The organism is Pantoea sp. alder81, assembly GCF_020179835.1.
Classification (GTDB): domain Bacteria; phylum Pseudomonadota; class Gammaproteobacteria; order Enterobacterales; family Enterobacteriaceae; genus Pantoea.
This window is the reverse complement of sequence record NZ_JAIUDA010000001.1, coordinates 821,925-846,154: the sequence shown is the minus strand read 5'-3', so window position 1 is coordinate 846,154 and position 24,230 is coordinate 821,925. Positions and strand designations below refer to the sequence as shown.

Here is a 24,230-nt window from a genome sequence, read left to right as displayed (position 1 = left end):
TATGTCAACACGCCGGGAAAGAGCCAACGCCATCCGTGCTTTAAGCATGGATGGCGTGCAACAAGCCAAATCAGGCCATCCGGGTGCCCCCATGGGCATGGCGGATATTGCGGAAGTTTTATGGCTCGACTTTTTGCAGCACAACCCTTCCAACCCCAAATGGGCCAACCGCGACCGCTTCGTATTATCGAATGGCCACGGTTCGATGCTGATTTATAGCCTGCTGCACCTGAGCGGCTACGACCTGCCACTCAGCGAACTGAAGAATTTCCGTCAGCTGCATTCAAAAACGCCGGGTCATCCGGAATACGGCTATACGCCGGGCGTTGAAACCACCACCGGCCCGCTGGGTCAGGGGATCGCCAATGCCGTCGGCTTCGCGATTGCCGAACGTACGCTGGCGGCGCAGTTTAACCGTCCTGGCCACGACATCGTTGATCATCACACCTATGTGTTCATGGGTGACGGCTGCATGATGGAGGGCATTTCGCATGAAGTGTGCTCCATCGCCGGCACCCTGAAGCTGGGTAAGCTGGTGGCCTTTTATGATGACAATGGCATCTCTATTGATGGTCACGTGGATGGCTGGTTCACCGACGATACCGCCGCCCGTTTCGAAGCGTACGGCTGGCATGTGGTGCGTGACGTAGACGGTCACGACGGCGACGCGATTACGAAAGCGGTTGAAGCAGCCAAAGCGGTCTCGGACAAGCCTTCTCTGCTGATGTGTAAAACGGTGATCGGTTTCGGATCGCCAAACAAAGCCGGCACCCATGATGTCCATGGTGCACCGCTGGGCGACGACGAAATTGCACAGACCCGCCAACAGCTGGGCTGGAATCACGCGCCGTTTGAAATCCCTTCAGAACTCTATGCACAGTGGGATGCCAAAGAAGTCGGTCAGGCAAAAGAGTCCGCGTGGGATGCCAAAATAGCGTCTTATGCCGAGGCTTATCCGGAACTGGCCGCTGAGTTTACACGCCGCGTGAACAACGAGTTGCCTGCCAACTGGGAAAGTGAATCACAAGCCTTTATCGAACAGTTGCAGGCGAATCCCGCCAAAATTGCCAGCCGTAAAGCGTCGCAGAATACGATTGAAGCCTTCGGCAAGATCCTGCCGGAATACCTCGGCGGCTCTGCTGACCTGGCACCAAGCAACCTGACCATGTGGTCGGGCTCAAAGCCGATCAATGAAGATCCTGCTGGGAATTACATTCATTACGGCGTGCGGGAATTCGGGATGACCGCGATCGCTAACGGTATCGCGCTGCACGGAGGTTTCCTGACGTACACCGCCACCTTCCTGATGTTTGTTGAGTACGCGCGCAACGCGGCACGTATGGCGGCGTTGATGAAAGTGCGTCAGATCATGGTCTACACCCATGATTCCATCGGCTTAGGCGAAGATGGCCCAACCCACCAGCCGGTTGAGCAGATGGCGAGCCTGCGCGTGACGCCGAACATGAGCTTATGGCGTCCGTGTGATCAGGTTGAATCTGCGGTGGCATGGAAATATGCGATTGAGCGCGTCAACGGCCCTACTGCCTTGATCTTCTCGCGTCAGAATCTGGCGCAGCAAGATCGCAGCGCGGAGCAACTGGCCAACGTGGTTCGCGGCGGTTATGTGCTGAAAGACAGTGAAGGGATTCCAGAACTGATTCTTATCGCCACCGGTTCCGAAGTTGAACTGGCGGTTGCTGCTTATGAGCAATTGACAGGCGAAGGCCGTAAGGTGCGCGTTGTTTCGATGCCGTCTACCGATGCTTTTGACAAACAGGACGCGGCTTACCGTGAGTCTGTATTGCCGAAAGCGGTTGCTGCACGAGTGGCTATCGAAGCGGGCATCGCCGATTACTGGTTCAAGTACACTGGCCTGCACGGCGCGATTGTCGGCATGACCACGTTCGGCGAGTCTGCACCGGCTGAACTGCTGTTTAAAGAGTTTGGTTTCACCGTTGAAAACGTGGTTAAAACGGCAAAATCGATTCTGTAACCCGTAGCGTAGTCGCCGCCCCTGGCGTTATGTTGGGTTGCATGCACCTTCAGGCGGCAGCAATGCCGCCTTTCCATTGAGATACCTGCACAGCATCAATAACTGATCGGCGTAACGCCATATATTGCGTCCCCACACCAACAGGATGCGCATCCGACACTTTACGACACTTCCCCCGCTTATCTTTGCATCCGATTACGCGTATTCTGTCCTCCGCTTGCCCCTTTCTCACGGAACTGGAGGAAACATGTCCACCCTACGTTTGCTGATCTCTGATTCACACGATCCCTGGTTTAACCTCGCAGTGGAAGAGTGCATCTTCCGTCAGATGCCCACCACTCAGCGCGTTTTATTCTTATGGCAAAACGCTGAAACCGTGGTGATTGGCCGCGCTCAAAACCCGTGGAAAGAGTGCAATACGCGTCGGATGGCGGAAGATGGCATCAAACTGGCGCGACGCAGCAGCGGCGGCGGTGCGGTGTTTCATGATCTGGGCAACGCCTGTTTTACCTTTATGGCCGGTAAACCGGAATACGATAAAACCGTCTCGACGGCGATTATTTTGCGGGCACTGGAAAAACTGGGCATGCCCGCCGAAGCCTCGGGGCGCAACGATATCGTGGTTAATGTGAATGGCGATATGCGCAAGATTTCCGGTTCCGCCTATCGCGAAACGCCGGACCGCGGTTTTCACCACGGCACTTTCCTGATGAGCGCCGATCTGTCGCGCCTTGCCGATTACCTGAACCCGGACATCAAAAAGCTTCAGGCTAAAGGGATCACCTCAGTGCGTTCCCGCGTAGCGAATATCGCGGACTTTATTCCTGATATCCGTTTTGCTGACATCCGTCGTGAGGTGATTGCTGCTTACTTCGCGCATTATCATGAAACCTGCGAGCCCGAATATATTTCACCTGAAGCCTTACCCGACCTTCCCGGCTTTAAGGAGCAGTTTGCACGCCAGAGCAGCTGGGAGTGGAATTTTGGCCAGGCGCCTGATTTCTCACATCTGCTGCAAGAGCGTTTTGTCTGGGGTGGCGTTGAGATTCACTTTGACGTCGAGCGCGGCAACATTACCCGCAGCCAGATTTTCACCGACAGTCTCAATCCCGCACCGTTAGAAACGCTGGCGATGCGGCTGCAAGGAGTGGCCTATCGCCCGGAGTCACTGCAGGCTGCAATGTTAAAACTCATTGCGGAGTTTCCGGAGCAGCAGAAGGAACTCACCGAATTAGCAAACTGGCTGGTGAACAGCATCAGATAAGATGGCGCTGCACCAGCGCCTCAATCAGCCCCTGCAACTCTTTAACGCCATCCAGTTGTCGGATATCGCTACACACCACGGCATTTGAAATGGCGTCTGCCGCTCCCAGCAATCCCCACAGGCTGGATTGCGGCAGCTTCGCTTCAGCAAACCACAGACGAAACTTCGCCATAAAATCGAGTTGGTATTTGCGCTTCACCTCGGCCAGTTCTGGCGTGCTGTTGAGCGCTGACAGCACATCGGGGATCTCGCGCCCCTGAGTGAGCACACAGTTCACGTAGCAAGTCGCCACCGTGCTGGCGCGTTCTGCCAAATCGTCACCTGCTTTAACCATCGCCGCATCAATGACAGCGTTTTGCCGCACATCAAAGTCCTCATACAGCGCAGCGATCAGCCCGTGGCGGGTGCCAAAATGCTCATACACCACGGGCTTGCTGACACCCGCTTCAATGGCCACTCGCCCAAGAGTAAGGGCATCGCTGCCGTGCTCTCGCACCAGATTCCATGCTGTGCTAATCAGCTGCTCGCGGCGGGCGTCGAAGGTCATACGCTGGCGCGTGGGTGAGCTCATACAGGTTCCTTCAAAGTGAAAAGTCGCTGCCCTAATTGCCGGGCAAGCGCGTAATGCGCATCAGGATAACCCTCATCGGACGGCAACAACAGTTCGCTGGTGATCACCGGCGCGCCGCAATAGCCAAATATTCCCTCATCAATCTGAATTCGCATGCTGCTGAAATAGCCACGTCGCAGGTAAGTGCGCGTATTCGCCGCGCCCAGTGCCAGCAGATGCACCTGCAGATGGCCCAATTTCTTTATGACCTTTTCGCCGGTGTCGTCATATGCCCAGCCTTGAGTAAACACCCGGTCAATCCACCCTTTCAATTGTGCCGGGAAGGACCACCAGTAAATCGGATACACCAATACCAGCGCATCGGCACGGTTCAGACGCTGCTGTTCCGCCAATACATCAGCAGGCGAAGGAGTTCCCGATTTGAACTGATCGATATCGGCCTGATTGAAGCGGGGGTCGAATTCCTCAGCCGCTAAATCAGCAATTTCAACACTGTGTAAGCCGCTGGCTGTGATGCCTTTAACCAGCTGTTCAACCACAGTATGCGTGTGTGAATGGTGGTCTGGATGGGCGGTAACGATAAGCGTGTGCATGGGGTTAACCTCCGATATTGATTGACCTACTATTGGTAACTTACTGTTGGTAGGTTGTCAATTATTCGTTTGCTGCTGGACTTGAGCGTGTGATGCCATTGGTTGGGATGATGGGTGATCACAGCGTTTTGGGATTGGCTAGTGGCCGCGTGGTGGCGTCGATAATAAAGGCTGAGGTTGGTTGACTCGGTTGCTGAGTGGCGAAGGTGGTTTTGTCAAAACGGGCACCGTGTTAATGGCCGTAGCACCTCTGATGCTGCAAGGGCTATTCGCAGCGCTGAGGCTTTTACGTTGGGCCAGGAGATCCACGCAGGGATGCGTGGATCAGTTCGGGGCCGACCAGGGATGGTCGATCCCCGAACGTTCCGTAGGCACGACGTGGAAGCCGAGGGCACCGCGTCAGCGGCGCGAGGACTGCCCGGCAGCAGCAGAGGTGCTACGGCCCACACCACCGCACACAAAAAAGGCTACCATTGATTTAACAATGGCAGCCTTCAATTACACAAACGTGACAACGTCACTGACCAAAAATGCAATCACAGTCGCGTCACGCTCGCCTCGGACTACATGCAAGGCGCCCTGCTCGCTGATGGAATCCCCCGGCATCAAGCGCTCATCACCAACACGCACAATACCATCCAGCAATGTCAGCCATGTTGAGTAACCGGCGATATAAGGCACTTCCACTTGTGCGCCCCGCTCCACTTTCAGATCATAAATAAAAACTTCCTGACCCAACCGCAGCGGTGCATCGCTATTTTCAGGTCCCGCCAGTAGCGTCCACTCATTAAGCGGTAACCCATCAGCGCGAGTGAAATCCAGAGTGCGTGGCGCACCGCCGCTTTTTGCCGGACGGATATAAACCTGCAGCATCTCGGTTTCAATAAAAGGCGCAGACTCTTCATAACGCACCCCAGTGCCCGCACTCACCACCATGGCGCGTTTAGCATTGAGCGCGGTCTTCTCGCCATTTTCAGCAAGGTGCTGAGCCGACCCGCGCCACACGTAGCTAAAAATCTCTTCGTCCTGACGCGTGTGCATCGGAATACGCGCATCCATTTTCAACGACATCTGATCAATAATCGCCAGCGGGCCAAAAGCCTCACCGGGTCTTTGCCGGCGGATGGTAAAGGGGCCGTATTCAAACAGTTGGTCCCGCTGGGCACGCATTACGTTCATGGTTTGCTCCTCAAAATGTTGCTATGCACATCATGATAGCGACATGAAAATCGCAGAACAGGTGTTCAATTTGCTCGCTTATGTCAAAATTTTTGAATATTGATAACCAGTAGCAATAATAAGAGTGAGAAACGAGTCAAATGCCGCCAGTTTTCAGCATTCAGGATTAGTCAGCCTGTTCATTTTTGCGTAAAATACGCTTTTCCGTGATGAGTAAATAACATGAATCGCAGCGAACAGATTCTTGATGCAGCCGAGCAGTGCATGCGACTAAAAGGTTTCCATCAAACTTCCATTCAGAATATTGCCAGCCAGGCTAATGTCAGCATTGGTTTAATTTATAAATATTACAAAAACAAAGAAGCCATTATTGAAGCGCTGGTGACCAATGTCGTGCAACGCATGATTGCATTATTAAATGCTGATTTTGAGCGAATTGCCCATGCGGGTGGCATGACGCATTCGGTGCAGGATATTGTGCCGCCTGAGGTCGAGCACAGTATTGTGTTGCTGATGGAGGTGTCATCTGAAGCCACACGCAATGAGCGTATTCGTCAGATAATGAATGATGCGTGGCTGGTATTAAAAAACAACTTTATTGCTCAGGAGCAGACGCTTAATCCGGCGCTGAAAGCCGACGTCATCAACACCCGGCTGCATACCATCTCACTGGTGATTGATGGGATGATCATTCGCCGTTGCATGAAACAACGTGACGTTCCCGACGGGTTTATGCCTTTTTTTGATGCTATCACGCGTGACATCAATCAGCATGATATGGCCTGAAATCAGCCAAACAAATGATGTGAAAGGATGCCATTGATCCTCCCCTGTTCTTGATGATCCAGGTTCTTATCGCCAAATGCGCGACAGGCAACACCGTCTACCAGCATTAACAAAAATTGGATACGCTCATTGCGCTGCTGTGGACTCACGTGAGCATACTGACGGCTAAAGGCTTTTTCCAAATCAGCAATCAATAGCTGTTCTTCCTGTGCCAAAACTTCCCGCACAGATTGATTGCGCGATGCTTCCGAATACATCTCCAGCAATAAACAGCGGTCCTGATAGGGCCAATCCTGCCAAAACGAAGATTCCGCATTAATAATATCGGTGGTGCTGATTTGGTGCGGCAGATTATCTTGCAAAAAAACGCGCCAACTCGTGGCGATACTTTTTATTGTTTCGCTAACAATTAATTCTTTGCTATCAAAGTAACGATATATCTGCCCTGCTCCCAAACCTGACTCACGACTGATATCGGCCATGCTGGCACCGTGAAAACCGGAGCGGCTAAAACATATTTTTGCAGCGGCGATAATTATTTGCTGCCGCTGTCGCACGAAGGCGTCATTCTCTGATTTGCTCAACATAACTCCTAAAATGACCGTCACGTAATTATTATTTTTTCATATCATACGCGAAGGGATTTATAGCCGAAATGGCGGCTATAAATCCGGTTACATTTTTCCCCAGGTCGTTAACGCATCGACCTGGGGCGATCATCACAGTTTCAGTTCAGATTCTTTCAACGCCGTACCACCACCCAACACTTTGTAGAAGGTATTAAGGTTTTGGTAATAGGCCTGCTGCACGCTAACCAAACTGGTGCGCGCGGTATACAAGGTGCGCTGAGCGGTTAACGCATTCAGATAAGTGTCCACACCATTCTGATAACGCAGGTCGGCCAGATGATAGTAAGTCTGCGATGCGGCAACATTATTACGTTGGCTGGTCAGCTGATCGTTAATGGTGCCGCGCCGCGCCAGCGCATCCGCCACTTCCGAAAACGCGGTTTGCACCGACTTCTCATACACCGCCACGTAATACTCTTTCTGCGCTTTGGTGTAGTTGAGATAGGAAACGTTATAACCGCCTTTGAAAATCGGCAACGAGATGCTGGGCGCAAACGACCAAATGCCCGCACCATTTTTGAACAGCGATGACAAATCAGAACTTCCGACGCCACCGCTAGCGGTCAGGGTAATGCTCGGGAAGAAGTTAGCGCGTGCCGCCCCGATATTGGCATTCGCCGCTTTCAGGTTATGCTCGGCCTGCAACACATCAGGGCGATTATTCAGGGCATCCGAAGAGATCCCTGCTGGCACAGTTTTCAATGCATTGCCGATGGACTCGATATTCTCAGGCAGCAGCGCGTCAGGCACGCTTTTTCCCACGACCAAATCCAGCGCATTCTTATCCTGCGCCACGCTGGTGGTATAGCTGGCCACATCCGCTTGCGCAGAGTGATAGGTGGTTTCTGCAGAAGCAACATCCACCATCGAATCCACGCCATTTTGCAGACGTTTGCGCGTTACTTCCAGCGACTGGCGCGCACTTTCCGCCGTCTCTTTGGCGATCGCCAGATTGCTGCGGTCGGCGGCCAGCTGTAACCAGTAATCCACGGTGTTATACAGCACCGTCAGGCGCGTGCTGCGTGCGCCCTCCAGCGTGCCGAGATAGGTTTCATACTGCTGACGCGACAGGCTTTGGTTCTTACCAAACAGATCCAACTCGAAGGAGCTGACGCTGCCCTCCGCCGAATAGGTATTACTGAGGGCCGTTTGATTTCCCTCCCCGGTTAAGGCACGTGACCGCGTGCCGCTCACGCCTGCGCTCAGGGTTGGGAACAGATCCGCACGCTGCTCACCATATTGAGCATGAGCTGATTTCACACTCGCCACTGCTTCACGCAGATCGCGACTGCTGTCCAGCGCCATCGCCACCACCTGGCGTAACTTCGCATCCAGCACATAATCCTGCCAGCTGATATCACGATAGTTAGCCGGTGTCCCTTGCAGTGAGCGATAGGCATCACCGCTTGGCGCAGTGGTGCTTATCGCATCCTTAGGACGATCGTAGTGCGGATCGAGTGACACGCAACCCGCGAGGAAGCACGGCAAAAACACCATTAAAAGTTTTGCAGACATATTACTCCTCCGCCTTCACAGCAGATTCAGTTGACTGTGCATCGTCATGCGGAATCGCCGGGAATACGCGACGGACCAGAACAAAGAACAGCGGAACAAAGAAGATGGCGAGCAAGGTCGCGGTCAGGGTGCCGCCGATGATGCCGGTCCCGATCGCAATACGGCTGTTAGCCCCGGCACCCGTGGAGATGGCGAGCGGCAGCACCCCGGCGGTGAACGCCAGTGAGGTCATGATGATAGGACGCAATCGCATGGTGGCAGCGTGAATCGCGGCTTTCACCAGATTCTCGCCTTTGCGGTAGTTATCCTCCGCGAACTCCACAATCAAAATCGCGTTCTTCGCTGATAGCCCGATGATGGTCAGCAACGCCACCTGGAAATAGACATCGTTTTCCAGTCCACGCAGCGTAATCGCCAGCAACGAACCGATAACGCCCAACGGCACCACCATCATCACCGAGAACGGCACTGACCAGCTCTCATACAGCGCAGCGAGACACAGGAACACCACAATCAGCGAGATGCCATACAACGACATTGCCTGGTTGCCCGAGAGTTTTTCCTGATATGAGAGCCCGCTCCACGCAAAGGTGGTGCCAGCCGGCAGTTTGGCCGCCAGTTTCTCCATCGCGGTAATGGCATCGCCCGAACTCTTACCGGAGGCTGACGATCCCTCTATCTCATACGAGGCCAGACCGTTATAACGCGACAGCACATCAGGTCCGTACGCCCATTGCGACGAGGCAAATGAAGAGAACGGCACCATGGTGGTATTGCTGCTGCTATCCGTTCCGCGCACGTACCATTGATCGATATCTTCCGGCTTACTGCGGAACTGCTGGTCGCCCTGAATATAGACTTTCTTCACGCGGCCGCGGTCAGTGAAGTCATTGACGTAGCTGCCGCCAATCGCTGCGCTCAGCGTAGTGTTAATGTCACTGATGGTCAGACCCAGCGACTGCGCTTTGGCATCATCAATGCTCACATCTAATTGCGGCAAATCAGGCAGTGAGTTTGCACGTACCGCACTCAACACCGGATCCTGATTGGCTTCGGCTATCAGCTGGTTACGCATCTTCAACAGCTGGTCACGGTCGGTCGCCCCGCGCCCTTGCAGTTCGAAAGTAAAGCCGTTTGACTGTCCAAGGCCAGAGACCGAAGGCGGTGACAAAACAAAAATCTGCGCATCACGAATGCTGGAGAGTGCCGCCATGGCGCGGCCGGCAATCGCATCAGCGCTGTTCTCGGTGCCTTTACGTTCACTCCAGTTTTTCAGCGAGATAAAGCCAATACCGGCGTTTTGTCCGCTACCGGCAAAACTGAAGCCGTTGACCAGCATGCTGACGTTAACGTTATCTTTCTCTTTGGTGGCGAAGTACTGCTGCACCTGGCGACGGACTTCACTGGTACGGTTTTCCGTGGCGCCCGGTGCAAGCTGATACTGCACCATGATATAGCCCTGATCTTCGGTTGGCAGGAAGCCGGTCGGCAGACGCATATAAAGCACGGCACAGCCAATCAGCAGCACACCGTACAGCAGCAGATAGCGCACTGAACTCTTCACCACATGGCCGACGCCGTTCTGATAGCGTCCCTGCACTTTTTCGTAGCTGCGGTTGAACCAGCCGAAGAAACCTTTGGTGCCACTTTCGTGATTATGCGGTTTCAGTAAGGTGGCACAGAGTGCCGGCGTCAGCGTCAGCGCCACAATCACCGACAGCACCATTGACGACACAATGGTGATCGAGAACTGACGATAGATCACGCCGGTTGAGCCACTGAAGAAGGTCATCGGCAGGAACACCGCTGACAGCACCAATGCAATCCCCACCAGCGCGCCGGTGATCTCTCTCATCGATTTTTCGGTGGCCTGTCGTGGTGGCAATCCCTCTTCGCGCATCACACGCTCGACGTTTTCTACCACGACGATCGCATCATCAACTAATAAGCCGATGGCGAGCACCATGCCGAACATGGTTAAGGTATTAATCGAGTAACCGAACAGTGACAGCACACCAAAGGTGCCCAGTAACACCACCGGCACGGCAATCGCTGGGATCAATGTGGTACGAATGTTCTGCAGGAACACGAACATCACGATGACCACCAGGATCACCGCTTCAATCAGCGTTTTTACCACCTCTTCAATTGAGATTTTCACGAAATCGGTGCTATCGAGTGGATAGGCAATTTCATAGCCAGCGGGCATGCTGCTGCGGAACTCATTGATGGTGGATTTTACCGCTTCAGCAGTGGAGAGCGCATTGGCACCCGATGCCAGCTGCACGGCGATACCCGATGCCGGATGACCGTTCGCCAATACGTTGGCGCTGTAGTCTTCATCACCCATCTCGACGCGTGCCACATCACTCAGGCGCACCACCGATCCGTCCGCCTGGCTTTTCAGTACGATATTGCGGAACTGTTCTGGGGTTTGCAGACGTGAACGCGAACGCACCGTCGCCACCAATTGCTGCTCTTTACTGGCTGGCTGTGCGCCCAACTGACCGGAAGAGACCTGGGTGTTCTGGCTCTCCAGCGCGGTGGTGACATCCGACGGCATCAGTGAATAAGAAGCAAGCTTGCTTGGGTCCAGCCAGATGCGCATCGCGTATTCGGCACCAAACACCTGTACGCTACCCACACCGGTCACACGGGCCAGCGTGTCTTCCATATTACTGACCATATAGTCAGCCACATCGGAAGAGCTGCTTTTATTGGTTTTATCGTACACCGCGAGGATCAGCAGGAAGTCGCTCTGCGCTTTCTCTACGGTGACACCCTGAGTGGTCACCGCGGTAGGCAGACGGCTCTCTGCTTGCTGAACCTTGTTCTGCACCTGGACCTGAGCGATATCTGGATCGGTGCCCTGCTGGAAGGTGACGTTGATTTTCACCTGCCCGGTCGATGCCGTGCTGGTGGAGTTAAAATAGAGCAGACCATCCAGTCCGGTGAGCTGCTGCTCAATCACCTGAGTGACGCTGCTCTCCAGCGTTTCCGCCGATGCACCGGTATAGGTTGCCTGGATACTGATCTGCGGTGGCGCAACGTCAGGATATTGCGCCACAGGCAGACTGTTAACACTGAGCAAGCCGAACATCATAATGCAAATGGCAATAACCCAGGCAAACACCGGCCGACGAATAAAGAACTGAGCCAACATATCAGTTACCCTCGCTGGTCGCGGCTTTATCGTTTGGCATCACTTCCACGGCTTTCACACTCATGCCCGCCTGCACTTTTCCTGTACCTTCAACAATCAGCTTGTCACCGCTGTTGAGGCCAGAGGTAATCAGCCACTTATTCCCAATCACGCGGTCAGCCACCACTTCACGGCTCTCGACTTTGTTCTCTTTATCCACCACCAGCGCCGTGGCGTTGCCTTTAGCATCACGCGTGATGCCTTGCTGCGGTGCCAGAATCGCATCGGATTTTACGCCGTTGGTCACATTGGCTCGCACATACATGCCCGGCAGCAGTTCATGTTGCGGATTAGGGAAGATGGCGCGCAGCGTCACGGTACCGGTGGCTTCGTCTACCGACACTTCCGTCAACTCCAGCTTGCCCGGATGGTCATAGGCACTGCCATCTTCGAGTTTCACTGTAACCGGTACGGCGTCAGTGCTCTGCTGCAACGACGCCTGCTGACGTTTCAGTTTCAGCAGTTGCACGCTGGATTGGGTCAGGTCGACATAAATCGGGTCGAGGGCACGAATGGTCGCCAGCGCGGTGGTTTGACTGGCAGTCACCAGCGCTCCTGGCGTCACCGATGAAATACCAATACGGCCGCTGATCGGCGCTTTGATCTGGGTGTAATTCAGATTGATGCGCGCACTTTCCACGGCGGCACGATATTGATCCACCGACGCCACGTTTTGTTGATAGGTTGCCAATGCATCATCAGCATCCTGACGCGATACGCCATTCTCTTTCACTAATGCAGCGTAACGCTCTGCTTTTAATTTGCTGCTTTTGACTAACGCCTGTGCGTTCTTTAATTGTGCGAGCGCTTGATCGTAGCTGGCCTGATAGCTGGCAGGATCGATTTGATATAGCACCTGACCCGCTTTCACTTCATCGCCTTCAGTAAACAGGCGCTTGAGGATAATGCCTTCAACCTGCGGGCGAACTTCGGAGGTCATACTGCCAGTAACACGCCCGGCAAGTTGGCTGTCCAGCGTAACCGATTCGTTTTGCAACGTTTTCACGCCCACTTCCGTGGTGGTTGCCGCGGCTTGTTGATTGCTGCTTTGATCACAAGCGGCGACTAACATCACCAACCCGGCGATCACACTGCGCTGAAAATTCTTCATGAATAACCCTGTAGTGAACGTTCATTCTCAAGTTGAAGTCTATCAAATTAGCACTACCTCAACTGTCAGGAAAATGAAAAGAGATTAATCGTGCCGTGCTATCGCTCCAACAAAACCTTTAGTAGTGGTGGCCGAGCAGAATATGACACCGTCATCTAAAGCCACTGTGGCGCCTGCCCCTGCTACACCCGCGCAGATTTATTTGCGCGCAGCGGACGCTACCCAGCTCACTCAGTTAGAAATCAACGGCAAGCCGCAAAACACGGAAGAACAGGATGGCATGAAAAGGTTGAGTTTGGTTCCGGGAGACTATCAGTTGCAGGTCACGCTTAAGCAAGGGGGACAACTGGCAGCATTCGCTACAAATTGATGAGGGGAGCGGCACCTGGCTGGTAAATGTGCCGACTCCCGCAGGCTGATTTATTCGACCACGTTGCCATTTTCGCTAAACAGCACCTTGTCGCCCTGCGCCTGGTGCTGTGAAACCTGCAGCGTCCAGACGTGGTTGTCGTCGTTACCCGCACCTGCTGCAGGTGACAGCACATAGCTATAATCGCCGTTGCGGAATATATAGCCGCGGAAATCATGTGACGGGCCGATGTTCAGCGTCGAACCCTTAATCGTCAGTTCGTGATGGTTCTTTTTATTGATCGAGTGATAGATGATGCCATCGCACTCCACATCGCCCTCAACGCATTTGCTGGTGTCCAAATACACCTGATAACTTTTGCTGTCGAAAAACGGTTTTTTGGCAGATGGCGTCTGTGCCATCACGTGGAGTGAAAAACAGACCAGTGATAAGGCAATTAACTTTTTCATAATTTGATATAAATTCCTTTGTGAGGCAGCGGTGGATTGATGACGTTTTACGGCTCCCGGTTACTGCAGGATTACATCATCAATCACACCGCGACTTCATACCGCGCTGTTACTCGCTGATACGTACCACACTCTCTAATGTTCCCGCTTTGGTCGCCGCACCGTCATTTTTCACGGTGACAAACAGGGCCTGATTAGCTTCGTCCAATGCCAGGCTATTGGGGTGCGGAGGCAACGCCAGGGTGTTAATTCGTTGCAGCGATCGAGCATCAAATATCGTCACCGTCCCTGCGCCCTTTTCGACTCTGACACCGTTGCGGTTGGTGACATAAATACGCTGCTGCTGCGCATCCAGCAGTAAACCAATCGGCACCTGATCGGTATCCACCTTCGCCAGGACCTTGCCGCTGTCTGCATCCAGGGCAAACAGCTGATGTCCGCTGCTGCGCCGAGTGTAGGTGCGTCCCAGATAGTTATTACGCGGCTTGTCACGATCGATACCCTGGTCAACGCCCAGCAGACGATGTCCCTGCGGGTCATAGACCAGATTAAGCAGTTGATCGGCTTCAATCTCCTGCGTATGCGTGATCTGCAGCGTATCCGCGTTCAGCGTCATCAGCTGCCCCTGCATATTGGAGACAAACACGCGGCGCCCCGCTTCATCAATCGCAATACCGGTGGCGTAAAAGCCAAAACCTGGAATGACTTTCTCAAGCTGCTGCTTGCGGGTCTCCACCACGAACAGCACGCTTTCCACGCCGTAGCCCAGACCGGGTAAAAACAGTCGACCGCTGCGCGCGTCATATTTCACTTCACGTACTTTGTACAAGTAATCATCGCTGATACCGAAGCGCTGTAACTCCTCCAGCAGATAGGCTAAACGCTGGCCGCCAATCCCCGCCGTGCGATAAGCCGCGGCCAGATTAACTTTGTTTTGCAACACGATATCGTGCAGCGCCCGATTAGCGGCGGTATCTACCACGCCAACGGCGCCGTTAAATCCCTGGCTAAGATAGAGGCGATTGTGACTGTCATCCAGCGCCACACCGAAACCTTTAACCTGCTGTGGAATGGTGGCTTCGGCTTTTAACGTCAGCGGATTAAGGCGCAGTACGCTGGATTTTGCTTCCTGTTTCCAGTCGGGCGCACTGACAAACAGCGCATTTTGCTTCGGACTGTAGGCCATTTCTACCAACGCCGGAGCCAGCGCCTGACGCACGTTTTCCGCATTCGCTGCAACACTCGCCAGTAGCATCAATGAAGCCATGAATTTTCCTTTCATCATCTCTCTCCTTAGAATGTCAGTTCTAACGCCGCACCTATCATGCGCGAGCGTTGCAGCGTGGCACCATAAACATCGTTGCCGCTGACCATGGTTTTACGATCGGAATCAAACAGGTTTTGAGCGAACAGCGTGGCGCGGCCATACAGGAAGGTGTAAGCCAGTTGCGCGTTGGCTGACCAGTAAGAACCAATACGTCCGCGTGAGTCGTTGTCATACGCTGAATAATAGGAGTCGGAGAAGGCGACGTTGCCGCTGACTTCCCAACCGGCAGCGATTTGCCAGCTTGCCCCCATGTTTGCGGTGTAAGCGGGTGCACGCGCCAGGTCATGCCCTTCAACGCCGCTGTTGGCAAACTTCTTAATCCGCGTTTTCAACAAACCCACGTTGCCAAACAGATTGAGATCCCAACGTGGCGTCCAGTTAGCCCCCAGCTCTGTGCCATAGGTTTCAACCTTATCGGCATTGCGGATCACCGATGAACCGCTGGCCAGATAATACGGTAGCTGCATGTCTTTATAATCGTTGTAGAAAATGTTGCTTGTCAGTACCAGATTTTCCGTCGCCTGATGGCGGCTATAAAGCTCGTAGTTCCAGACGTACTCGGAATCATAGGTGTAGCTGGTAATCGGCGCGCTGAGGGTGATCCCGGCTCCGCCGGCGTTATATCCGCGCGCGATACGAGCACCATAGGTCTGTCCCGGCTGCGGCTTCCAGGCGACATCCACTTTTGGCAGGAAGACGTTGTAGGTTTCATCGAGATCGACGCGCACGCTGCTGCTGCCACCTACGCGGCGTCGATGTTCACTCTCCACACGGCTGGCGGCGGTGATGTCCACCTGTGGCGTAATGGCGTAGGTCATTTCGGCGTAGGCCGATTGGGTGCGCGTTGAGTCTTTGAAGGTCGATCCGCCAAAGATATAGACCGATTCATCCTGTGAGGCATCAAAGTAGCGCAGGCCTGCCAGGCCGCGCAGGCGGCTATCACTGTCACCAAAATGCAGCACCGGCTCGACATGCACTTCACGTCCATCAATTTTCGCGTGTGGCTGAGTGAGCGCGGTATAGCGGTTGATGTTGAAGCCGGTATAAATCAGTTTGTTCTCCAGCCTCAATGTGGGGCTGGCTTCCCACGCCATGTCCCAGATACCGCTGTTCACATTGCTTTTGAACACCGGTCGCCGCCATTCATAGCGTGAATTGGTGGGATGCGGCATGGGGTTGAGGCTCTCGTTTTGCGGCGCACCGGCATCCGAGTGGTTAAAGGTCAGTTTAGTGGTGAGATCACGCAGCCCCGCCGGATTGAGCAGCAGTTTGGCGCGCGCATTGGTGGTTTGCACTTCGCGCGGATCGCCCACCGGCGTGTAAGCGGGCAGATCGATGTCACTGCGGCGGCGCTGCCGATCAACGCTGACACGAAACGCCAGTTGATCATCAATCAGTGGGCCACTGGCCATCGCCGCCAGTTGTGAGGCGTGCTGATTACCGAATCCGCCCTTGAGCGCACTCTCCCATTCGAAGCTGGGATCTTTGGTGGTCATCACAATCGCACCGGCGATGGCATTGCGACCCTGAATGTAACTTTGAGGCCCACGAAACACTTCAACGCGGTCTAAATCCCACAGCGATTGCGGTCCGTAAGCCTGTTCATTGTAGGTGAGCGCTCGGCCGTCCAGTGATAACCCTAAACGCGGGCGAGTGCCGCTGAGGAACGCCCCTGCACCCGTCGAGGGACCGGAGCCATCCACCCCGCGCACCGTTGGCAGATCGTTGCCGATACCGACATCGACGGTGTTCGCGGTCATGCGCAATAAGTCTGAAACGGTTTCAGCGCCGGGCAGGGAATCAATCCTGCGGCTATCAAAAACCTCAACGCTCGAACCGGTATCAAAAATCGATCGTTCCGTTTTCTCTCCGGTGACCACCAGCTCTTGTTCATCCTGATAGTTACGCTCCCGGCTACTGGCAACTTCCTCCGAGTCCTTTTCTGCGGCGGCGGCGGAACCCGACATGCCAATACACAGGCCGATAGCGATACTGATGGCTTTACGACGCGCATAATAGCCGTGGTGTGTGGTAATAGACTAACGCATTTCGCGTGTCTCCTTCATCCCAAAGGTTTAAAAAAACATTCATGTTTATTGACACAACCCACATTTTATTGAGTGCCATCAGCCTTTATTCCCCTGACTAACGGCAATAGCAGAGCCACCTCTTTTGCAGAGGTTGTTATAAGAAGATGATCGTGAAGCGTAAAAAAGTGTTGCCAACCATAATCACTAATATCGATTGATGCAAATAAATATTACACCGTTGTGAAAGCGTATTGTTATTAGCGGATCTATTAACCTGTAGGGTTAAACGGTTTTTACCGCCCAACCAACATTTGCACTAAAATAATCTCACAGTGATGTGATTTTAAATCACAAGCGGGTTATTAATGCTTTTTGTTAACCTTGCTCAGGCTACTGGAGACAAAAATGGGACTTATTGAACTGATTAAACATACGCCAGCCTGGGTATGGGTATTATTCATCTATCTGATTTTCCGTGGCATTAAGGCACTAAAGACCCGTGAAGTCGCGGTACAGAAGCTGTTCTACATTCCTGTGCTGTTTTTAGTTTGGGGCTTTTATGGCGTATTTCGGGAAACCACCTGGGTCGCTTATACGCTTTTTTCTATGATTATCGGTTTACTGATTGGGGGTATCATCGGTGCCATGTTGTCTCACGCGACAGGCAAACCCACCTCCAGTGAAAATCGCGGCACGATTATTCGCCCAGGTTCGGTGTTGCCATTAATATTTATGTTATTAGCCTTTTCCGCCAAATATACGCTTTCCGTTTCTGTGGCTTTACACCCTGAATTAATCGCTTCCCTGTCATTTAATCTGATTCACGGTGCAATCAGCGGCGTTACTGCGGGGATATTCTGGGGGAGCATGCTGGTTTATTTCATTCCCTGGTATCGACAGCGTAAGAGATTATCCATTTAGCGGGTAAAAAAGGGAGGACGCCACCCTCAGGCGCCCTCTCCGCGACATTAACGCTTTGCGATCACCGCGGCTAATGCCAGCTGCGGAATCGTCAATGGACGCTCGCTCTCCGGCATGCTGTTTGCGGCGGCCGCCATCGAGACCTGCGCCAGTGCGACCTGTCGTGCGCCCTGCTCACGCCCCCGTTTTACCGCATCGGCGATAAGCGCGTGATAGCGTTGATGATCACCCGCCTTAAATGCGGCCCAGGCGTCAGGAATCAGTGCGACCTGCGGCTGTTTTTCCGCTGGCAGCGTCGGTGGACAGAACAACAGACGGGTAGCCGCTAAAGTTGATTCAGCCGCGCAGAGCACCAGTGCAGCCCCTGCCATTTGATGCAGATGATCTGCCAGCATCCGATCTGCGCGATATACCGGGCAGCCCGATTTTTGCGGCTGGAAGGTGTCGGCCACGGGCCCCAGCGTTGAACAGGTGATCACTATCGCATCGAACCACGGAGTGAAACTGTGCAGCAGCTGTGCCAAACGGTGCCGCTGCTCCTGCGTCATACCGCCACTCAGCTCGGCTTCAGCCAGCAGGTGTGGCATCACAATATGGCTCAGTGTATGGGGAGGTAATTCAAGGGAGTGTGCCGCGTGATCGAACAGTGCGATATTACTGGCGGCGGTGTGCAGGCAAGCGATGGTCATGGTCGTCCTTATTGTTGTGCTATTTAAATGTCCGCTTAGTCCTGGCGGCGTGATTGCAGCGGTAGATTATTGCTTCACCGTCTAATAATATTCAAAATTATTTAACATTCATTAGCCGTTACCCTCATGAACCTGCACGTGCTCGCCTTTATCATTGCGATTTTACCGGTGGCCTTGTCGCCAGGAGCGAGTTTCACCCTCGCGATTAACAACACGCTGGTGGCAGGCTCGCGCGGGCTGGCGGCGATCATTCTCGGCACTGCGCTCGGTATTTATACCCATGCGCTGCTGATTGGCTTAGGCATCAGCGCCCTGTTAGTACGATCTCCCATTATCTTTAATCTGTTAAGCGTGGCGGGTGCCGCTTATCTATTGTGGCTTGGCATACAGCTGTTGCGTCGAGGTCGTCATATTTCCCAACCCGTAGCCTCCTACCGCAGCGCCCGAATGGGGATTAAAGATGCCTGGCTAGCCAATGTGCTTAACCCCAAAGCGGTGATGCTGTATCTCACCGTGGTATCGCAATTTGCTGGTCGTGATCATGCATTACTTCATTATTTGCTGCTGGCCTCAATACATGTCGCCATCATGGCGCTGTGGCTGGTCATCATCTGTTTTACGCTGCTGACTTCAGCGCGAGTGATCAATATCCGTAAGCTGTCCATCGCCATCAACATCGGTGGCGGGCTGATACTGGTGTTCTTTGCTATCAGCAATTTGGTTCAGCTTTTTATGACATTAAAAGGATTTTCATCATGATGGCATTAAGCGACTTCGGCCCACGCATCTGCATTTTGGGGCCCTCAAACAGCGGTAAATCGACGCTGGCTCAGGCTATCGCCAGCAAGACAGCGCGCCCGCTCATCCACCTGGACCAGCTTTATCATCTGCCGGACACGCACTGGCAAGCGCGTGCTGAAGCAGATTTCCGGCAACTGCATCTCGAGGCTATCGCAGGGGAAAGCTGGGTCATGGACGGCAATTATGTGCGCACGCTACCCGACCGCTTAACGCGTGCCAGCGGTATCATTCTGCTTGACCTGCCACCGACTCAAAGTTTCTTTCGCTATCTTCGTCGTACGCTGTTTGATGCCCAGCGCATTGGTGGTGTTGTCCCCTCACATCAGCGCGAGAAGTTGACCTGGGAAATGACGCGTTATCTGCTTATCACCTCTCGGCGCCATCGCCCGCGCAACCAACGCATGTATGCGGAATGGACCTTACCCAAGCTGTTGCTTAGCTCCTCAGCAGACATTAACCTGGCCTATCGCGAATGGGGTCTTCTCTCAGAGCACCCTTCAATACGTTAGTTCTGCTCTTAACCAATCTCCCGCTTCGCCTGCAAGTTTGGCCTGCGCTGCTACCTTTAGTGGGTTGTATTAACCTTACAAAAGCTGGAGATATTATGAGCAATGACGATCGTAAACCGACCACCACGGATGCAGGCATTCCGGTTGCCAGCGATGAACACTCTCTTTCAGTTGGGCCAGATGGTCCGCTGGTGCTGCACGATCACTACCTGATCGAGCAGATGGCGAACTTCAACCGCGAACGTATTCCAGAACGCCAGCCTCACGCCAAAGGCAGCGGCGCATTTGGCCATTTTGAAGTGACAGATGATGTCAGCCGCTATACCAAAGCGGCAGTATTTCAGCCCGGCACCAAAACTGATGTGGTGATGCGCTTTTCAACCGTTGCAGGTGAACGCGGCAGCCCGGACACCTGGCGCGATCCACGCGGTTTTGCCCTTAAGTTTTACACCAGCGAAGGCAACTACGACATGGTGGGCAACAACACGCCGGTGTTTTTTATTCGTGATCCGATGAAGTTTCAGCACTTTATCCGCTCGCAAAAACGCCGTGCCGACAACAATCTGCGTGACCACGATATGCAGTGGGATTTTTGGACGCTGTCGCCAGAATCGGCGCATCAGGTCACCTGGCTGATGGGCGATCGCGGCATTCCCAAAAGCTGGCGTCATATGAACGGCTATTCAAGCCACACCTACATGTGGGTCAACGCGCAAGGTGAGAAGTTTTGGGTGAAGTATCATTTCAAAACCGATCAGGGCGTGGAGTTTCTGGCGCAGGAAAACGCAGATACGCTGGCTGGACAAGATGGTGACTACCACACCCGCGATCTGTTTAACGCGATCAAAAGCGGTGAGTTTCCCAGCTGGACCCTCTACATGCAGGTCATGCCGTTTGCCGAAGCCGAGACCTATCGCTTTAACCCGTTCGATCTCACCAAAGTCTGGCCGCATGCCGACTACCCGCTGATTAAAGTGGGCAAATTGCAGCTCAATCGCAATCCTACCGACAACCATTCGCAGATCGAGCAGGCTGCGTTTGAGCCAAACAATCTGGTACCGGGCATTGGTCTGAGCCCTGACAAAATGTTGATTGGTCGTGTGTTTGCTTATGCCGATGCACACCGCGCGCGGTTAGGTGTGAACTACAAACAAATTCCGGTCAATGCGCCGCATTCCCCGGTGCACAGTTACAGCAAAGATGGTGCGATGCGGATGAATCCGGTCTCCGATCCGGTGTATGCACCCAACTCCAAAGGCGGTCCGGTGGCGGATGGCGAGCGTTATCCCACCGACTCCACCTGGGAATCACAAGGCAACATGGTGCGTGCGCCGTATACGCTGCGTAAGGATGATGATGATTTCGGTCAGGCCAATACGCTGGTGAATAAAGTGATGGATGATGCGGCACGCGATCGGCTGGTGAACAACGTCAGCGGGCATTTGTTAGATGGCGTTGAGGAACCCGTGCTGTCACGCGCGTTTGAGTACTGGCGCAACATCGATAGAGTTATAGGTGACCGTATTGCACAGCAGGTGCAGGCGGAACGTGCAAAACGCTAAATAAAAAAAGGGCGCCGCTGCGAATAGCGTGCGCCCCTCTTCATTACTTCATTACTTCATTACTTCAAACGGAACGCCACTACGCTGTCACCCGCCTGGGTACCCAGCGAACCGTGACCGCCTGCCGCAATCACCACGTATTGCTTACCGTCTTTACCCATAAAGGTCGACGGCGTGGCTTGTGCGCCAGCGCTCAGCTCGGTTTGCCACAGCAGTTCACCGGTGGTGCTGTCGTAAGCGCGGAAGAAGTTATCCGCGGTTGCGCCATGGAACACCAGGTCACCTGCTGTCAGCAGTGGACCACCGTGCGCCACCATGCCCATCGGGAAGCCGATTGGGAAGCGGCCTGGCAGGAAGCTGGTTTTCAGGTTTTTAGTCACACCCACACGGCGCAACCACTCGGTTTTACCGGTTTTCAGATCCACACCGACCATGCGACCCCAAGGTGGCGCGATACATGGAATGCCGAGGCCTGATGCCAACTGCTGAATGTGAATCGCGTAGTCACCCTGGAAGTTTTCGTTCCAGTATGGCTGGCCATCTTTGGTGAACATACGCTGTGTTTCAGTCTGCGGCGTACGCTTGATCAGATTGTATTTGTAGGCCAGACGCACGGGCGCGGCAATCAACATCTGACGCTGAGGATCGACTGCCACTGAACCCCAGTTGAACACGCCAATGTTACCCGGGAAGATCAGCGAACCGGCTTCAGTTGCTGGCGTCCATGGGTTGCCATCGTAACGCAGTGAACGGAAGTCCATGCGGCATGACATCTGATCGAACGGCGTGATGCCCCACATTGATTTTTCGGTCAACGGGTCTGGGATGAAGTTCAGGCTCGACACCGGTTGTGTCGCGGCAAACTTCTCACCCGGCACACCACCTTCAGTGGACACCTTCACCTGATTAACCGGATACACCGGCTGACCGGTCAGACGATTCAGCACAAACAGGTTGCCGGTTTTCGTTGGCAGGATCACCACAGGCTGTTTCTGGCCCTGGTAATCGATATCCAACAGCGACGGCTGTGATGGGTTATCGCGGTCCCACAGATCGTGGTTGGAACTCTGATAACGCCATTTAAACTGACCGGTCTGCAGATCCAGCGCCACTAATGCGTCGCGGAACTTCTCGGTATTGCTGTTGGCATCACGTTCGATACCCACTTCATCCGGTGACGCGTTACCAAACGGCACATACACCAGACCATTTTTCAGGTCAGCACTCAGCGTGCCCCAGGCAACTGGCGTATCCTGCGGATAGTTCTGTCCCGCAGCGATTGGCGCAGTATTTTCCGGGTTCGACGGATCGAAATTCCATACCAGACGACCGGTTTCGGCGTCATAGGCACGAATCACGCCTGACGGGTTGCCACTGTTGAAGCCGTTGTCCATCACAGAACCACCGACAATCACCAGCTTGCCTGCCACCAGCGGTGCTGCGGTTTGCATCAACGCATGTGGACGCACTTCGCCCATGTTGGCATGCAGATCCACCACACCGTTGGTGCCGAAATCAGCACAAGGTTTGCCGGTATCGGCATCCAGAGCAATCAGCTGTGCATCGGTAGTGGCGTTGAAGATGCGCTTACGGCAGATAGCCGGGGCGGCTGCTGAATCCTGCGCGGCAACCGGGCTTTGCTCGTAATAGCTCACGCCACGACAGGTCTGGTGCTGCTGCAGGTAAGAACGATCTTTATTCGGCGTATATTTCCATTTCACCGCTCCGGTTTCCGGATCGAGTGCGTGCACTTCGTTATGTGGGGTACAGAAATACAGCATGCCGTTGGCTTTCACCGGCGTCGCTTCGAAGGTGTATTCGCTGGCATCCGCATCCTGACGCAGATCGCCAGTGTGGTAAGTCCAGGCCACTTCGAGGTTTTGCACGTTCTCTTTGGTGATTTGATTCAGTGAAGAGAAACGCTGGCCATCAGTCGTCCCGCCGTACGCGGTCCAGTCGTTAGCGGCGCCCTGCTCGCTAGCTTGTTCACGCGCATTGCTAATTGTGCCCGCCTGCGGTAACGGATCGTAGAAGCACAGACCGATCACCACCACAATCATCACGATCACCGTGCCACCCAGGAAGGTGTGGAAGCGGCGTTCGCCCTGATACAACGGTTTAACCACCCACGGCATTGCCAGCCAGACGCCGATCACGCCGAAGAGGTCGCCGCGCGGGATCCACTGCCATTTATCAAAGCCCACTTCCCAGATAATCCAGGCAAGGGTAATCCACATCAGAACCGCATACAGCGCCAGCGCACTACGCTGGTTTCTGAACAGTAAAATGGCGGTGATCAGTAAGCCCACCGCCATCAGTGCATAGAACGCACTTCCGCCCAGCATCAGCAGCTTCCCACCCATATAGAGCAGCGCTAATGCCAGAATCGCCAGCACGATACTGGTTAATTTGTTAACCATGCCAATCCCTCAACGTTTTTCATTAATTTCCACCCAAAATAATCCTACATAAACTCAACAGAATTTTAACTTACGTTATCGAAGAGTAAAAACCCGTTGCTGAGTGTGTCGTTAGCTCCGCTTATGAATGTAGCCGGGCTAATCACTGACAAATCAGGCAGCCTTCAATCTGTGATTGAAATCACGTTTTATTTTTCGCAGTGAGAATTAATCATTAGTGAGGATAAATCGCATTTTTTGATAACGTTAAGTGCGTAATCTTTCACCATCCGCGGCTTTTGCGGTAACTGCATATCGTTGCGCGGATTT

The 24,230-nt window shown here is 53.6% G+C and carries 20 protein-coding genes; 8 read left to right on the top strand and 12 right to left on the bottom strand.

Annotated elements, in window-relative coordinates:
* Position 1: 1 nt before the first annotated feature.
* Together tkt and LBW88_RS04035 are read left to right on the top strand one after the other, a co-directional pair.
* Positions 2-1,993 (top strand): transketolase, encoded by a 1,992-nt coding sequence (tkt, locus tag LBW88_RS04040; protein WP_224928438.1) that lies wholly within the window; start codon positions 2-4, stop codon positions 1,991-1,993.
* A gap of 247 nt (positions 1,994-2,240) precedes the next feature.
* Positions 2,241-3,257, top strand: a complete 1,017-nt coding sequence (locus LBW88_RS04035) for a lipoate--protein ligase A (RefSeq protein WP_224928441.1) — start codon at positions 2,241-2,243, stop codon at positions 3,255-3,257.
* On the opposite strand, the gene LBW88_RS04030 is transcribed toward LBW88_RS04035, so the two are convergent.
* From LBW88_RS04030 to LBW88_RS04020, 3 genes are all read right to left on the bottom strand, one after another.
* The gene (locus LBW88_RS04030) at positions 3,250-3,828 is read right to left on the bottom strand and encodes a TetR/AcrR family transcriptional regulator (protein WP_224928444.1); all 579 of its coding nucleotides are present in this window, start codon (positions 3,826-3,828) and stop codon (positions 3,250-3,252) included. The genes LBW88_RS04035 and LBW88_RS04030 overlap by 8 nt on opposite strands.
* Positions 3,825-4,421, bottom strand: a complete 597-nt coding sequence (locus LBW88_RS04025; protein WP_224928448.1) for an NAD(P)H-dependent oxidoreductase — start codon at positions 4,419-4,421, stop codon at positions 3,825-3,827. Before LBW88_RS04025 ends, LBW88_RS04030 begins: the two co-directional genes overlap by 4 nt.
* Before the next feature lie 498 nt (positions 4,422-4,919).
* Positions 4,920-5,600, bottom strand: coding sequence for a pirin family protein (locus tag LBW88_RS04020; protein ID WP_224928450.1), 681 nt, complete (start codon positions 5,598-5,600; stop codon positions 4,920-4,922).
* 222 nt (positions 5,601-5,822) lie between these two features.
* On the opposite strand from LBW88_RS04020, the gene LBW88_RS04015 reads away from it, so the two are divergent.
* Positions 5,823-6,386, top strand: a complete 564-nt coding sequence (locus LBW88_RS04015) for a TetR/AcrR family transcriptional regulator (RefSeq protein ID WP_224928453.1) — start codon at positions 5,823-5,825, stop codon at positions 6,384-6,386.
* 2 nt (positions 6,387-6,388) lie between these two features.
* On the opposite strand, the gene LBW88_RS04010 is transcribed toward LBW88_RS04015, so the two are convergent.
* The 4 genes from LBW88_RS04010 to LBW88_RS03995 all read right to left on the bottom strand — a co-directional run bounded on the left by LBW88_RS04010 (position 6,389) and on the right by LBW88_RS03995 (position 12,843).
* Complete coding sequence (locus LBW88_RS04010; RefSeq protein ID WP_224948303.1) at positions 6,389-6,973, bottom strand: TetR/AcrR family transcriptional regulator; 585 nt, start codon at positions 6,971-6,973, stop codon at positions 6,389-6,391.
* Positions 6,974-7,105: 132 nt separating this feature from the next.
* Positions 7,106-8,530: an efflux transporter outer membrane subunit gene (locus LBW88_RS04005; protein WP_224928459.1), complete on the bottom strand. Its 1,425-nt coding sequence runs from the start codon at positions 8,528-8,530 to the stop codon at positions 7,106-7,108.
* A 1-nt stretch (position 8,531) separates the two neighbouring features.
* On the bottom strand, positions 8,532-11,693 hold the full coding sequence (locus LBW88_RS04000; RefSeq protein ID WP_224928462.1) for an efflux RND transporter permease subunit: 3,162 nt from the start codon (positions 11,691-11,693) through the stop codon (positions 8,532-8,534).
* Position 11,694: 1 nt separating this feature from the next.
* Complete coding sequence (locus LBW88_RS03995; RefSeq protein ID WP_224928465.1) at positions 11,695-12,843, bottom strand: efflux RND transporter periplasmic adaptor subunit; 1,149 nt, start codon at positions 12,841-12,843, stop codon at positions 11,695-11,697.
* A 142-nt stretch (positions 12,844-12,985) separates the two neighbouring features.
* On the opposite strand from LBW88_RS03995, the gene LBW88_RS03990 reads away from it, so the two are divergent.
* Positions 12,986-13,213: a hypothetical protein gene (locus LBW88_RS03990; protein WP_224928468.1), complete on the top strand. Its 228-nt coding sequence runs from the start codon at positions 12,986-12,988 to the stop codon at positions 13,211-13,213.
* A 50-nt stretch (positions 13,214-13,263) separates the two neighbouring features.
* Here the strand turns inward: LBW88_RS03990 and LBW88_RS03985 are convergent, their stop codons facing one another.
* The 3 genes from LBW88_RS03985 to LBW88_RS03975 all read right to left on the bottom strand — a co-directional run bounded on the left by LBW88_RS03985 (position 13,264) and on the right by LBW88_RS03975 (position 16,956).
* Complete coding sequence (locus tag LBW88_RS03985; protein WP_224928471.1) at positions 13,264-13,662, bottom strand: hypothetical protein; 399 nt, start codon at positions 13,660-13,662, stop codon at positions 13,264-13,266.
* 109 nt (positions 13,663-13,771) lie between these two features.
* Positions 13,772-14,917 carry a YncE family protein gene (locus LBW88_RS03980; RefSeq protein ID WP_414004070.1) on the bottom strand — a complete coding sequence of 382 codons (1,146 nt, stop codon included), beginning with the start codon at positions 14,915-14,917 and terminating at the stop codon, positions 13,772-13,774.
* Between the two features lie 38 nt (positions 14,918-14,955).
* Positions 14,956-16,956 carry a TonB-dependent receptor gene (locus LBW88_RS03975; RefSeq protein WP_224928474.1) on the bottom strand — a complete coding sequence of 667 codons (2,001 nt, stop codon included), beginning with the start codon at positions 16,954-16,956 and terminating at the stop codon, positions 14,956-14,958.
* A 468-nt stretch (positions 16,957-17,424) separates the two neighbouring features.
* On the opposite strand from LBW88_RS03975, the gene LBW88_RS03970 reads away from it, so the two are divergent.
* Positions 17,425-17,940, top strand: coding sequence for a DUF6622 family protein (locus LBW88_RS03970; protein WP_224928476.1), 516 nt, complete (start codon positions 17,425-17,427; stop codon positions 17,938-17,940).
* 47 nt (positions 17,941-17,987) lie between these two features.
* On the opposite strand, the gene LBW88_RS03965 is transcribed toward LBW88_RS03970, so the two are convergent.
* Positions 17,988-18,629: a glutamate racemase gene (locus LBW88_RS03965; RefSeq protein ID WP_224928479.1), complete on the bottom strand. Its 642-nt coding sequence runs from the start codon at positions 18,627-18,629 to the stop codon at positions 17,988-17,990.
* A gap of 138 nt (positions 18,630-18,767) precedes the next feature.
* Between LBW88_RS03965 and LBW88_RS03960 the strand changes: the two genes are divergently transcribed.
* The 3 genes from LBW88_RS03960 to LBW88_RS03950 all read left to right on the top strand — a co-directional run bounded on the left by LBW88_RS03960 (position 18,768) and on the right by LBW88_RS03950 (position 21,501).
* A complete protein-coding gene (locus LBW88_RS03960; protein ID WP_320442519.1) occupies positions 18,768-19,388 on the top strand; it encodes a LysE family translocator in 621 nt (206 codons plus the stop codon).
* The gene (locus tag LBW88_RS03955; RefSeq protein ID WP_414004064.1) at positions 19,385-19,939 is read left to right on the top strand and encodes an AAA family ATPase; all 555 of its coding nucleotides are present in this window, start codon (positions 19,385-19,387) and stop codon (positions 19,937-19,939) included. The genes LBW88_RS03960 and LBW88_RS03955 overlap by 4 nt, the downstream gene beginning before the upstream one ends.
* Before the next feature lie 95 nt (positions 19,940-20,034).
* Entirely contained in the window at positions 20,035-21,501 is a 1,467-nt protein-coding gene (locus LBW88_RS03950; RefSeq protein WP_224928485.1) for a catalase, read from the top strand.
* A gap of 59 nt (positions 21,502-21,560) precedes the next feature.
* On the opposite strand, the gene LBW88_RS03945 is transcribed toward LBW88_RS03950, so the two are convergent.
* On the bottom strand, positions 21,561-23,921 hold the full coding sequence (locus tag LBW88_RS03945; protein WP_224928488.1) for a membrane-bound PQQ-dependent dehydrogenase, glucose/quinate/shikimate family: 2,361 nt from the start codon (positions 23,919-23,921) through the stop codon (positions 21,561-21,563).
* Positions 23,922-24,230: the final 309 nt, after the last annotated feature.